The organism is Tamaricihabitans halophyticus, from assembly GCF_004340875.1.
Classification (GTDB): domain Bacteria; phylum Actinomycetota; class Actinomycetes; order Mycobacteriales; family Pseudonocardiaceae; genus Tamaricihabitans; species Tamaricihabitans halophyticus.
This window is the reverse complement of record NZ_SLXQ01000001.1, coordinates 714,640-727,426: the sequence shown is the minus strand read 5'-3', so window position 1 is coordinate 727,426 and position 12,787 is coordinate 714,640. Positions and strand designations below refer to the sequence as shown.

The following is a 12,787-nucleotide window of genomic DNA, read 5'->3' as shown; positions in this document are numbered from 1 at the left end:
CGGCTAACCGCGCAGCGCGGCAAGTAGCGGCTGACCATCCGAGGTGTGCGCAAGATGCCCGTTCGGCACCGCGATCCGGGTGGCCACGTCGCCGTACCGGCGAGTCAGCTCGGTCACCACCTCGTCCGGGCTGCCCACTACGGCGAAGGTGCGGAGCATCTCGTCGTCGATCAGTCCACCGATCTGCGCCCACTCGCCGCGTTTGGTCAGGTTGTGTAGCTCATCGCCAACCTCGCCCCAACCGTGTAGATCAAGCACCGGGCGGTAGGCGGGTGTCGAACCGTAGAAGCCGAGCTGATTCTTGATCATCGCGGTCGCGGAGGCGATCTCCTCATCGGTGTTCCCGGTCGCGACGAACGAGGGCCCGCTGATCTGAAACCCGGCCATCGTCTTGCCCACCTTGGCGCGCCCGCGCTCCAGCGCCGGCAGGGTGACCTCACGCAGGTACCGCTCGGTGGTGAAGCCGTGGCACAGGAATCCGTCTGCCACCTCGCCAGCGACCTCGGTCATCCGCGTGCCGACCCCGGCGAGGTAGATCGGTGGCTCACCGTACTCGTTCGGGCCCGGGTTGAAGAACGGCGTCATCAGCGTATGCGTGTAGAAATCGCCCCGGAAATCGAGCTTGTCGCCGGTACGCCAGCTGTGCCAGATCGCCCGGACGGCGAGCACGTACTCGCGCATCCGCGCGGCCGGCTGCGACCACGGCATGGAGAAGCGCTTGGTGATATGCGGTTTGATCTGTGAGCCAAGGCCGAGCGCGAACCGGCCAGCCGAGGCCAGCTGCAGATCGTTCGCCTGCAGTGCCACGGTCATCGGGCTCCGCGCGAAGGCGACCGCGATCGCCGTACCGAGTTCGATCTTGCTGGTGCGCTCCGAACCGATGGCCAGCGCGATGAACGGATCCAGCTGCGTTTCCGGAACCCAGTAGGCGTCATACCCGGAGCGTTCGGCTTCCTGTGCGCTGTTCGCCGCTTCAGTGACCGTGTTCGCGTATCCACCAGCGTCCACCAGCATGCTGACTCCCGTCCTTGGGGTGCGCGACGGGTTGATCTTACGCACCGGCACCGTCTGGCAGACAGTCCAACCGCGCGCCGGTTCGGCCGAGCACGCTGGCATACATCCGCCCTGGGCTCGGTACCTCGGGTGGCGCGAGAAACCCGGGCAGCATGGGCAGTTCGACCGCGAACGGTTGCAGTGCGTGAAACACCACGCAGGCATCCGCCGGCCGGTCGGCCGGATCCTTCGCGAGCAATGCCGCCAGCAGGCCGGCGAGTTCCGCGGGCGCGCCGGTCACCTCCGGGGGCGGCTGTTTCACCTGTTTCTCGAAAACCGCGTATGCCGTGGGACCCGTGAACAACTGCTCGCCGGTGAGCATCTCGTGCAGTACGCAACCGAGCGAGTAGAGATCACTGCGCGCCCGCACCGCCCCGCGCTTGATCTGCTCCGGCGCCATATACGCCGGTGTGCCAAGGGTTTGCCCCGCCCTGGTGAACTCCGCGACGTCGGCCTCGCGTAGGGCGGCGAGGCCGAAATCCAGCACCTTGACGCTGCCATCCGGGCACAGCATCAGGTTCGTCGGTTTCAGGTCCCGGTGGTAGATCGCCAGTTCGTGCGCGGCGGCGAGGACCGCGACCGCCTGCGCCGCGATCGCGGTTGCCCACGGAACGGGCAGTGGGCCGTACTCATCGAGTAGATCGCGCACGGTAATGCCGTCAATGAACTGCATGACCTGGTACAGCCGCCGTTCATGGGTGCCGAAGTCGTAGAGCACCGGCGCGCCGGGATGCTCCAGCCGGGCAAGGATGCGCGCCTCCCGGATGAACCGGCTGGCCAGTTCATCGTCCGGGCCGCCGGGCAGGCCGAGTAGTTTTACCGCCACGGTGCGGTCCAGATGGCTGTCGTGCCCGCGATGCACCGCACCCATCCCGCCCTTGCCGAGCGGCAACTCCTCGAGTTCGTAACGATCGGCGATCCGCATCCGTCCTCCGCAACCGTGCCCGTTACCAAGTGATGTCGGTGTGTTCTGGTTCGAGCTGGCCACCGATCAGACCGGCGAAACCGAGCCGTACCAGTGTTTCGCCATGCCGTGCCGCGGCGCGTAGCGCGCTGTCGAACTCGGTCAACCCGCGAAACGCGGCGCCGTAGGCTCGTTGCTCGGCGACAGGTAACCGGGGTACCGCGATCCGCCGCGTGTCCATCCGGCTCGAGCCACTTGGCGTGCGCAGTCCGGCGGCCCGCAGGCAGCCGGCGAGAAACTCGGCGTCCAACCGTTCGGGATCCACCCGGTAGCGGGCGAGATACGGGCCGAGTGCGGCGCGGGCGTGCACCACCCGGACGGCGCCGGTGGGCGCGGCGACCACATCGCCCGGTTCCGCGATCACCAGCTCGGCATCATCCGGCGCCGCTGCCGACGGTGGGTCATCCGCGTGCAGATCGTCGGCCGTGATCATCGGCAACGCGCCGGTTTCCGCCGCTTCCGTCTTGGACTGTGCATAGTGGACTGACAGCTGGCCGGAGCGGAGCAGTTCGCCGATGGTGGTGTAGGTCAACGCTTCCGGTGCTTCGCGAGCGGCAATCGCTGGGGGTTGCGGTCTGGTCGAAGCCAAGTCCATTCGCGCGGCGCCGAACTCGGTGGCAAGCTGGGCGCCACCGGCATGCAGCCGGCGCGCTGGGCTCAGGTCCACATCATCGTCAAGCAGGTCGACAACCCGCTGTGCCTCGGTAGCTTCCGGATCATCGAGGAACCGTAGCCACGCGGGTTCCACTTCGGACAAGTCGGCCGGTTCGAGCAGCAGCAGGTGCGGGCTGGGCTTGCTTCCCGGGTTGGGCTTTCGGAGCAACCAGAGATCCCGCCCGCCACCGGGCAGGGTGATCACCGCGCGCAGCGCGCCGGCCCTGAGCAGGTTGCCGCGAATCCGTTTGCCCGCGCGCCGGCCGGCCACGGCGGTGGGCAGCAGGATGGCTACCAGGCCGTCGGGGCGAACGTGTCCAAGGCAGTGCTGGACCCAGGCCAGCTCCGGTTCGCCGCGCGGGGGCAGGCCGTACTCCCAGCGCGGATCGTTGGTCAGCTCGGCATGCCCCCAGGCGTGCTCGTTGAACGGCGGATCGCAGAGCACCGCGTCGGCGAGTTCGCCCTGGAAAGCGTCCGCGCGCAAGGTGTCCCCTGTCGTCACCCTGGCGCCGATCCCGCGTAGCCGCAGCCTGGTGCTGGCGATACTCGCCGCGGTCTCGGTGATCTCCTGGCCGAGTGCCATATCCGGTTCCGCGGCCAGCAGCAGTCCGCCGAACCCGCAAGCTGGGTCGAAAACCGTGCCGCCAGGTGGGGAGAGCCGGGCGAGCAACGTGGCTATCTCGGGTGGCGTACTGCTGAGCCGGCGGGAATGCGCGTCCAGGTAGCGGGTCACCAGAAAGTCGAATGCCGCGGGGTGGCCACGTTCGGCGGCGAGGGTGAGCACCAGTTCGCGCAGCACCGGGTCGATCGGTTCGGCTGAATTATCGGTTTCGGCGCGGCTGTCCGCGAGGAGTAGCGCCCCGGTGCGAGCGACCAGCTGGCCGAGCCGTAGATCGTCCGCCGAGCCACGCAGGCGTTGCCAGGCGCGTTCGGTCAGCGGCAACTCGAAGGTTTTGCCCTGGCTGCGCAACCAGTCCTGGATCTCGGCCAGCTCGAACAGTGGGCTGGCCGCGGTGCCGCCGACCGGCCGGGGAAAGTCCGGGTAACGGCGGCGCCAGTTGCTCACCGCCGCCCTGCGCACGTTTCCCATCCGGGCGATATCGGCCGCGGTCACGGTGTCGCGCTTGCTCATTGGCTACACGGTACCGACCCCTGTGTCTTCAATCCACTGAGATCATGTTTGTGAACTGAATAAACAAATGGTTCACTGTGGGTATGACACAAGGCCTGCGGCTGTGCTTCGCCAGTGCGTCTGACCCTGGGCAGCGCCATGGGACAAACGAGGACTCGGTGTATTCGAGCGAAGGGCTGGTGGCCGTCGCGGACGGGATCGGCGGGCATGTCTACGGCGAGGTGGCCAGCGGCGCGGCGATCGCGGCCTTCGTTGCCGCCTTCTATCACCGGGAACCCGCGGTGCCGTTGGCCGACCGGCTGGCCGATGCGGTGCGGGATGCGGGACGCCGGCTGGATGAGCTGGTGGCCAACGACCCGCGGATGCGTGGCATGGGCACCACGCTCACCGCCTGCGCGTTCGACGGCGCCAACTGCTGGTTCGCGCATCTCGGGGACTCACGGGCCTACCTGCTGCGCGACGGCGAGCTTCGGCAGCTGACCAGCGACCACACCATGATCCAGCTGCTCATCGACGAGGGGCGGGTGACGCCCGAACAGGCAGCCGAGCATCCCCGGCGCTCGATGCTCACCCGTGCCCTGCAGGGCGCCGCCTCCGCCGAGCCGGACGTCTTCGCGTTCCCGGCCAGCCAGGGGGATCGCTTCCTGCTCTGTTCGGACGGGTTGACCGACGTACTCGCCGATGCCGAGCTCGGCGCGGTACTGCGGGACCGGGTGGGTCGGGACCGGGTGGATCGCGCGGAAGTCGTGGCTGAACTGGTCCGCCTGGCCAATGCCGGCGGCGGCCCGGACAACATCACCTGCGTGCTCGCCGACGTCTGCCAGGTGCCGGAACCGAGCGAACTCAGCGGGGCGATGCCGGCCGGCGAGGATTAGGGTCGGGTGGACGATCCCGAGGAGTGGAGGAGCCCACCATGCACCAGCCGCCCATCTCCCAGCTGTCCAGTGCGGACCCGGAGCTCGCGCGGCTCGTCGAGGCGGAGGCGGAACGGCAGTACGCGAAGATCCGGCTGATCGCTTCGGAAAACTACGTGTCCCAGGCGGTACTCGAAGCCACCGGAACCGTGCTGACGAACAAGTACTCCGAGGGTTACGCCGGCCGCCGGTACTACGAGGGTCAGCAGGTCATCGACAAGGTGGAGACGCTGGCCATCGAACGGGCGAAAGCGGTGTTCGGGGTCGAGCACGCGAACGTGCAGCCGTATTCGGGTTCCCCGGCCAACCTCGCCGCTTACCTGGCTTTCGCCAAGCCTGGCGATACCGTGATGGGGATGGCGCTGCCCGCCGGAGGGCATCTGACGCACGGTTGGAGCGTGTCGGCGACCGGTAAGTGGTTCAACCCGGTCCGCTACGGGGTCACCAAGGAGACCGGCAGGGTCGATCTGGACGAGGTTCGCGACCTTGCCAGGAACCACCGACCGAAGCTGATCTTCTGCGGCGGCACCGCGATTCCCCGCACGATCGATTTTCCCGCCTTCGCGGAGATCGCCCGCGAGGTGGACGCGGTGCTTGTCGCCGATATCGCGCATATCGCCGGGCTGATCGCCGGCCGGGCGCACCCCTCGCCGGTCGGCTATGCCGACGTGATCACCACGACCACGCACAAGACGTTGCGCGGACCGCGCGGCGCGATGATCCTGTCCTCGGCGGAACACGGCAAGGCGCTGGACAAGGCGGTGTTCCCGGGGCTGCAGGGCGGTCCGCACAACCACACCACGGCGGGTATCGCGGTCGCGCTTGGCGAGGCGGCCAAGCCGGAGTTCCGGAACTACGCGCAGGCCGTTGTGGACAATGCCAAGGCGCTCGCGGAAGCCTTGCGGGAGCGCGGTTTCGAGCTCGTCTCGGGCGGCACGGACAACCACCTGATCCTGATCGATCTGACCAACAAGGGGATTGGCGGCAAGCCAGCCGCGCAGGCGTTGGATCGGGCGGGTATCGAGCTGAACTACAACACCGTCCCGTTTGATCCGCGCAAGCCGTTCGACCCTTCCGGGGTGCGGTTGGGTACGGCGTCGATCACCACGCGCGGACTGGAGGCCACGCGGATGCCGCGGTTGGCCGAGTGGATCGACCGCGTGGTGGGTGCGGCCGCCGAGCAGGACGAGGCGACGATCGACCGAGTGGCCGCGGAGGTTCGGGAGTTGCTCGCCACGTACCCGATGCCCGGCTGGAGCGCACACACTCCGTAATCACATTCTTTAAGGATCTTGCGGTTTGGGGGGCGCCACGTGGTGGTGTGTGGCGCCCCCCAAACCACGTTGGCTCAGTGGCCGAGGTCGCCGGCTTCGGCCGCTTCCTTGGCCAGCTGTTCCTGGTGCCGCGCGAGCGAGCGCCTGATCTCGGCCTCGGCCTCCATCCGGCCTTCCCAGTTCGAGCCTTCCACGCTCTTCGCCGGCTCCAGGTCCTTGTACACCTGGAAGAAGTGCTCGATCTCCAGCTTGTGGAACTCGTTCAGGTGATGGATATCCCGCAGGTGCTCCTGGCGAGGGTCATCCGCGGGCACCGCGATCACCTTGTCGTCCGGGCCCTTCTCATCGGTCATCCGGAACATACCGATCGCGCGGGCACGGATCAGGCAGCCGGGAAAAGTCGGCTCCTGGACAAGCACCAGCACGTCCAGCGGGTCGCCGTCCTGGCCGAGGGTGTCATCGATGAACCCGTAGTCGGCCGGGTACTGCGTGGCGGTGAACAGGGTGCGGTCCAGCTTGATCCGCCCCGTCTTGTGGTCCACTTCGTACTTGTTGCGTTCCCCTTTGGGGATTTCGATCGTGACGTCGAACTCCACGCCGTCCTCGCTCGTGTTGGTGCCTCAGCTTGTGGTGTATTTGATGAGCCGCCGGAGTTTCCTGGCCGGCCAGCATGCCGACGCGCGCTTGCGCACACCGTCGTTGCATCATCGCCTACATCATTAGTGTGGACTACGGCGCGCCGAAAGCGGCACGTCCTAGCAGCGAACATGACCGTGCTCACGCATGGCAGAGGAGAATGGCTTGGCTGGACAGCCCCCGGACGCCGACCGACCTGCGGATGCGGGGTCGGGCGACGGCGAGTCGCCGCGCTGGCCTTCGGAGTCAGATGCCTCACAGGGTGCGGCCGGTACGGTCCCGGATACCTGGGCGGCTACTCCGGATGGCGGAACGGAACAACTCTGGCCAACCGAGGATGACGAAGCGCCAACCCAGGCGGCACCTCCGCCGCCTCCGCCGCAACGGCCGTTCCAGCCCGGTCCCGGCCAACCCGGCCCGTTTCCACCGGGCCGACCGCCGCAGCAGCAACCACCGCAGCGGCCGCGCCCCGGCCCGCCCCGATCCGGCCCAGGTCAGCAGGGCCCGCCGCCACCTCCGCCACGACGGCCCCAGCCACGCCAGGACGAGCAGCCGACCACCACGTTCCCCGCGGTAGGCGCCAACCAGCGGGACTACCCAGGCCCCGGCCAGGAACCAGGCGATACGGACGCCTTCGCCGTGACTGCCTGGGCAGCGACTCCCTGGGATGGGGCAAGCTCCCCGGATGAGCCGACCAGCCACGGGGAGCAAACCGGAGCCGAAGAGCCGGCGGATGGGCACGACACCGAGGCGGAACCGGATCATCCGGTCGACGATCCGCCCGAGGTCCCACCGGCGACCTACGCGATGCCGGTGCGGATCGAACCACGTGGCGCGCCTGCCGGGCAGGCCGAAACCGATGAGCCAGACGATCCCGATGGCCCGGACGACTCCGCGAAGACCGGAAAGTCCGGCCGCCGCCGGCGCCGCAGATTACCGCTGGTACTCGCCCTGGTCGCGGTGCTTGTCCTGGGCGTGGCCGCCGGGGTGCCGCAGGTCGCCAGCCGGCTTGGCCTGCCATGGGCGGACCCACTGCCCAGCGCGGACCCGCCAGAGCCGATCCGGCTGGACCCGGCCCTGCGGGCGGCCACCACCGACAATCCCGGGCCGAGCCCAGCCGGCGTACGCGCGCAGCTGTCCGGGCCAGCCTCCGCGTCCGATCTCGGGACCTTCTCCGGCACCGTGCTCGACCCGCGAGACGGCACCGTGCTCTGGGAGAAGGACGCGAACAAGGCGGCCGTCCCGGCATCCGCGACGAAACTGCTCACCGCGGCCGCGGTACTGTTCAGCATGGATCCCGGCAAGCAGCTGAGCACCAAGGTCGTCGCCGGTTCCGAACCGGGCACCGCGGTGCTCATCGGCGGTGGTGACCCCACGCTGTCCTCGCTACCTGTCGGCGAGGAGTCGGTGTACCCGGGTGCCGCGCATCTGGACGAGCTGGTCGAGCAGCTGCAGGCGAATTCCAACGGCCAGATTGACCGGATCGTGCTTGACGAGAGCAGGTACGCCGACGATCGGCTGGCCAAGGGTTGGGCGCCGGGTGACGTGCGCGACGGCTATATCGCGCCGGTCGCGCCCGCGATGCTGGACGGCGGCAGGGCCGACCCAACCGCCGCGACCAGCCAGCGGACGACCGAACCGGGGCAGACCCTGGCCACCGAGCTCGCCGACCGGCTCGGCGCCCAGTTCGACGGCGGTGCCGCCGGATCGGCGCCGCAGGATGCCGAAGTGCTTGGCGAGGTGGCCTCACCGCCAGTCTCCGAGCTGGTCGACACCCTGCTTTCCGCCTCGGACAATATGCTCGGCGAAACCCTCGCACGCGAGGTAGCGCTGGCGGCCGGTGAGCAGCCGACCTTCGCCGGCGGCGCCAAGGCCACGCTGGATGTGTTGCGGCAGAACGGGTTTGATGTCTCCGGCATTGAACTCTCGGACGGCAGTGGACTGTCCACTCAGAACCGGATAACGCCAAAGCTGCTTGCCGAAGTGCTGGCGGCCGCGGCCGCACCGCTCGGCGGGGAAGGCGACCCGCGGGCGGAGCGGACCGCCAAGCTGCGTCCCCTGCTCGGTGGCGTACCGGTCGCCGGCGGCACCGGCACCCTCGCCGACCGGTATCACGAGAACTCGAGCGAAGCCGGTCGCGGCTGGGTAAGGGCAAAGACCGGCACGCTCTCCGGGGTGAACACGCTCGCCGGGACGGTCCTCGATTCCGACAACCAGGTGCTGGTGTTCGCGCTGATGTCCGCCGACGCGGAACAGGAGGCGGGGCGCGCGGCGCTCGACGACGTCGCGGCCAGCCTGCGCGCCTGCGGCTGTCGCTGAGCCGGCAACGGCGCCGCCGGTGGTGCTTCTCGGGTAGCGTCGAGACCGTGGAACGGGCACGAAACGGCCTGCGGGTCAACCGGACGGCCGCCGGCGGACCGGGCGCGATCGACTGGTCGGTCGCCGCCGCGACCGGCAGGAAACTGGTACGCGGCGGACCACCTGTGCCGCGCGCGCGGGCCGAGCAGACCGTGCGCGCCCTGCACGAGGTCAACGGCACGGCCGAACTGCACGTACGCGAGCTCACCGGCCTCGGGCACGGGCTGCCGCTGCGCGACGCGGAGGTCGTGGACCGGCAGGGGTGGATCCAGGCCGCCACCGAAGGGCTTTCCGCGCTCACCGATGACGCGGTGCCGCGCCGCGTCGACAACCGGCTGAGCGCGCTGTTCGCCGGTAGCGCCGGGGTGCAGACCGGCATGCTGCTCGCCTTCCTCGGCTCCCGCGTGCTCGGCCAGTACGACCCGTTCGGCCCGAGTGCCGCCGAGGGCAGGCTGCTGCTGGTGGCGCCGAACGTGCTGAGCGTGCAGCAGGCGCTGGATGTGCCGGCCGCGGATTTCCGGATGTGGGTCTGCCTGCACGAGTGCACCCACCGGTTGCAGTTCACCGCCGTCCCCTGGTTGCGGGACTACTTCGCCGAGCAGGTCGGCAAGCTACTCACCGGGTTCGGCGATGCGGATGATTCGCGGCTCGGCAGGTTGCCCGAGCTGCTCAAGCAGGCGCGTCAGTCTCGCCAGACGCGGGCCGGCGCGGACCCGATCGGTATCGCCGAACTGCTCACCTCGCCCGAACAGCGGGCGGTACTCGACCGGCTGATCGCGCTGTCCACGCTGCTCGAAGGGCATGCCGACCACGTGATGGACGCAGTCGGTCCGCAGGTGGTGCCCAGTGTGGCCGCGATCCGCCGCAAGTTCACCGAACGCCGGCGCGGTGGCGGCGTGCTCGATCGCGCGTTGCGGGTGCTGCTCGGGGTGGACGCGAAGGTCCGGCAGTACGCGCAGGGCTCGGCCTACACCAAGCACATCGTGGACGCGGTTGGCATGTCCGGGTTCAACCTGGTGTGGGAGTCGCCGGAATCGCTGCCTACCCGTGCCGAGATCACCGACCCGGATGCCTGGCTGCGTCGCGTCCGACCGTGACGACGGCAGGGATGCTTCGCTGATGGCCGGCCCCGATCCAGCCGTCGCGGCGGTGCGTGCGGCGGTGCGCGATTTCCTGCGGCGCACGGCCTACCCGGCAACCGAGCTCGCGGTCGCGGTCTCCGGCGGCGCCGATTCCCTCGCGCTCGCCGCCGCCTGCGCGTTCGTTGGCCCGCGCGCGGGGTTGCGGGTGCACGGGCTGATCGTGGACCACCAGCTACAGGCCGAATCGGCGGCCGTAGCGAACCGCGCCGCCGCCCAGCTGAGCGGCCTCGGGCTGGCCGAGGTGCGCGTGATCCCGGTCGATGTCCACGGCAGCGGTGGGCCCGAAGCGGCGGCGCGGCGGGCCCGCTACGGGGCGCTGCGGGCGGCCAATCCGGCGCCCGATGCGCTGGTGCTGCTCGGGCACACCCGCGATGACCAGGCCGAAACGGTACTGCTTGGGCTGGGCAGGGGCTCCGGCCCGCGCTCGCTCGCCGGGATGCGCGAGCTGGACCCGCCGTGGGGCCGGCCGCTACTCGAGCTGCCCCGCGAGACCACCGAATGCGCCTGCGCCGCGCTCGACCTCGAACCGTGGCAGGACCCACATAACGCCGATCCGCGCTACACCAGGGTGCGGCTGCGGCACGAGGTACTGCCGCTGCTTGAGCAGGTGTTGCAGGGCGGGGTGGCCGCCGCGCTCGCCCGTACCGCGACGCAACTCCGCGACGACCTGAGCGCGCTGGATGAGCTGGCCGAAGCCCTGCGTCCGGAGCTGACCGGCGCGGACGGTGGGCTCGCTGTCGATGCGCTCGCCGCGCACCCCTCGGCCGTGCGGCGGCGGGTGCTGCGCGGCTGGTTGACCGAGGCTGGCGTGCGGGAGCTCAGTGATCCACAACTGCGCGCGGTGGAGGCGTTGATCACGCACTGGCGCGGGCAGGGCGGCGTATGGCTACCCGGGAGCTTGGTGGCCAGGCGCGCGCATGGGAGGCTGCTCGTACACCACGAAGTCACCGGAACTTAACGAGCGCGGTACCCGATCCGCGGTCGTTGACCGGCGTTAACAGAGGGGACACTGCCGTGTACGAAGGCGATATCGCCTCCGTGCTCCTTACCGAGCAGCAAATCAGCGACAAGGTCGCCGAACTCGCCAAACAAGTGGGCGAGGACTACCAAACCAAGGCATCCGCCGGCGATCTGGTGCTGGTCGGCGTGCTCAAGGGCGCGGTGATGTTCATGACGGACTTCGCCCGCGCGTTGCCGATGCCCGCCCAGCTGGAGTTCATGGCGGTGACCTCGTATGGATCGTCCACCTCGTCCTCGGGTGTGGTGCGCATCCTGAAGGACCTGGATCGGGATATCGCCGGCCGCGATGTGCTGATCCTGGAAGACATCATCGACTCGGGGCTGACGCTGTCCTGGCTGCTGCGCAATCTCGCCGGCCGTCAGCCGGCCTCGCTCGAGGTGTGCACCCTGCTGCGCAAGCCGGAAGCATCGAAGATCGATGTGCCGGTCCGCTATGTCGGCTTCGACATCCCGGATGAATTCGTCGTGGGCTACGGCCTCGACTACGCAGAGCGATATCGTGACCTTCCTTACATCGGTACGCTCCAGCCGACTGTTTACTCTTCGTGACACTTGCCTTGAGGTGCTAGTCAGCGGAACTGAATTTGCCCGGAACACGTCATACCCGTGTTGAAACTGCGTTAGCCTTAGCGAAGAGCAGTGATCCCACATTGGCTCCTGGGGCAATTCAGGGGAGAGGCGGAAGGCAGATGTACGAGGCTGGTACGGGGGGTGCCGGGACCCCTGGCGCGGTCGGTTTCGCGAACGCCGCGGCCGGTGGTCAGGTCTCGATCAACCCCGACGAGGCACAGACCGCGCTGGCGAAGATCCGCAGCGGTAAGGACACCGTCAACGAGCTGCTGACCAAGGCCAGCCGGCTGAACGAGCAGCCGCAGCTTGGTGCCAACCAGGTCGGCAACGCGATGGCGACCAAGATGGCCACCAGGGCCGATGGCGCCGGTTCCTACACCGATGCGCTGCGCAAGCTGTACGGCCAGTACCAGAAGGCCGAAGAGGGCCTGGTCACCGCGATGCAGAACTACCAGAGCAACGAGCAGGACGGGGCGCGCCAGTTCGGCGGGTTGGCATGACTCTCCGGGTGCGTTCTGGGGCCGCGTTGGTGGCCGTGGCCGGTGCCACGGTGCTTGCTGGCTGCGGTACCGACGACACCCGGGGCTCCGCGAGCGCGGCGCAGGATTCGGCGGCCGAATCGGCTCCCCAGGAGCGGGACGGGCGGGAGCAGGATGGGCCGCCCAGCTTCACCAACAAACAACTCTGCGAACTGCTCACCGAGCAGGAGGCGCGGGGACTTTCGGTGGACCCGCGCGGCGAACCGACCCAGATCTTCGGCGAACAGGCCTGCGAGTGGTCAGGTAAGGCCGTTTCCTTCGATCTGAGCTTCAACGACAAGAACAACGTCAGTGAGTTGACCATCGGCGAGCGGGACCGCTCGTCCGATACGCGAATCAATGGGCGAACGGCACTACTGATCGAGTACGGCGATGTCACCAGCTGCGCGGCCGCCGTGGACCTGAGCGAGAGTTCCATGCTGCGTGCTTCGGTAAGCGTGCTGAGCGCGGGCGAGGGCAAGCTCAACGAGTGTGATCTGGCAGAACAAGCGGCCACGAAGGCCACCGAGAAGATTTCCGAATAGGGGGAGT

12 protein-coding genes are annotated in these 12,787 nt (G+C 68.7%); 8 read left to right on the top strand and 4 right to left on the bottom strand.

All coding sequences use genetic code 11. The features are described from left to right. Positions 1-3 precede the first annotated feature (3 nt). From EV191_RS03435 to EV191_RS03425, 3 genes are read right to left on the bottom strand one after another with little or no spacing between them, the layout of a single operon-like run. Complete coding sequence (locus tag EV191_RS03435) at positions 4-1,014, bottom strand: LLM class F420-dependent oxidoreductase (RefSeq protein ID WP_132875309.1); 1,011 nt, start codon at positions 1,012-1,014, stop codon at positions 4-6. A 37-nt stretch (positions 1,015-1,051) separates the two neighbouring features. Beyond that, a complete protein-coding gene (locus EV191_RS03430; RefSeq protein WP_132875308.1) occupies positions 1,052-1,978 on the bottom strand; it encodes a serine/threonine-protein kinase in 927 nt (308 codons plus the stop codon). Positions 1,979-2,000: 22 nt separating this feature from the next. Beyond that, complete coding sequence (locus EV191_RS03425) at positions 2,001-3,803, bottom strand: N-6 DNA methylase (RefSeq protein WP_132875307.1); 1,803 nt, start codon at positions 3,801-3,803, stop codon at positions 2,001-2,003. A gap of 83 nt (positions 3,804-3,886) precedes the next feature. On the opposite strand from EV191_RS03425, the gene EV191_RS03420 reads away from it, so the two are divergent. Then, entirely contained in the window at positions 3,887-4,678 is a 792-nt protein-coding gene (locus EV191_RS03420) for a PP2C family protein-serine/threonine phosphatase (protein ID WP_132875306.1), read from the top strand. Between the two features lie 38 nt (positions 4,679-4,716). Continuing rightward, positions 4,717-5,991, top strand: a complete 1,275-nt coding sequence (locus tag EV191_RS03415; protein ID WP_132875305.1) for a serine hydroxymethyltransferase — start codon at positions 4,717-4,719, stop codon at positions 5,989-5,991. 74 nt (positions 5,992-6,065) lie between these two features. On the opposite strand, the gene EV191_RS03410 is transcribed toward EV191_RS03415, so the two are convergent. Continuing rightward, entirely contained in the window at positions 6,066-6,587 is a 522-nt protein-coding gene (locus tag EV191_RS03410) for an inorganic diphosphatase (RefSeq protein ID WP_132875304.1), read from the bottom strand. 205 nt (positions 6,588-6,792) lie between these two features. On the opposite strand from EV191_RS03410, the gene dacB reads away from it, so the two are divergent. The 6 genes from dacB to EV191_RS03380 all read left to right on the top strand — a co-directional run bounded on the left by dacB (position 6,793) and on the right by EV191_RS03380 (position 12,780). Next, on the top strand, positions 6,793-8,946 hold the full coding sequence (gene dacB, locus EV191_RS03405; protein ID WP_132875303.1) for a D-alanyl-D-alanine carboxypeptidase/D-alanyl-D-alanine endopeptidase: 2,154 nt from the start codon (positions 6,793-6,795) through the stop codon (positions 8,944-8,946). Positions 8,947-8,993: 47 nt separating this feature from the next. Further along, positions 8,994-10,082 (top strand): zinc-dependent metalloprotease, encoded by a 1,089-nt coding sequence (locus EV191_RS03400; protein WP_243658727.1) that lies wholly within the window; start codon positions 8,994-8,996, stop codon positions 10,080-10,082. A gap of 22 nt (positions 10,083-10,104) precedes the next feature. Beyond that, complete coding sequence (tilS, locus tag EV191_RS03395; protein WP_132875302.1) at positions 10,105-11,085, top strand: tRNA lysidine(34) synthetase TilS; 981 nt, start codon at positions 10,105-10,107, stop codon at positions 11,083-11,085. Between the two features lie 56 nt (positions 11,086-11,141). Then, a complete protein-coding gene (gene hpt, locus EV191_RS03390) occupies positions 11,142-11,696 on the top strand; it encodes a hypoxanthine phosphoribosyltransferase (RefSeq protein WP_132875301.1) in 555 nt (184 codons plus the stop codon). Between the two features lie 140 nt (positions 11,697-11,836). Beyond that, positions 11,837-12,217 carry a hypothetical protein gene (locus tag EV191_RS03385; RefSeq protein WP_132875300.1) on the top strand — a complete coding sequence of 127 codons (381 nt, stop codon included), beginning with the start codon at positions 11,837-11,839 and terminating at the stop codon, positions 12,215-12,217. Continuing rightward, entirely contained in the window at positions 12,214-12,780 is a 567-nt protein-coding gene (locus EV191_RS03380; protein WP_132875299.1) for a DUF3558 family protein, read from the top strand. Before EV191_RS03385 ends, EV191_RS03380 begins: the two co-directional genes overlap by 4 nt. Positions 12,781-12,787 lie beyond the last annotated feature (7 nt).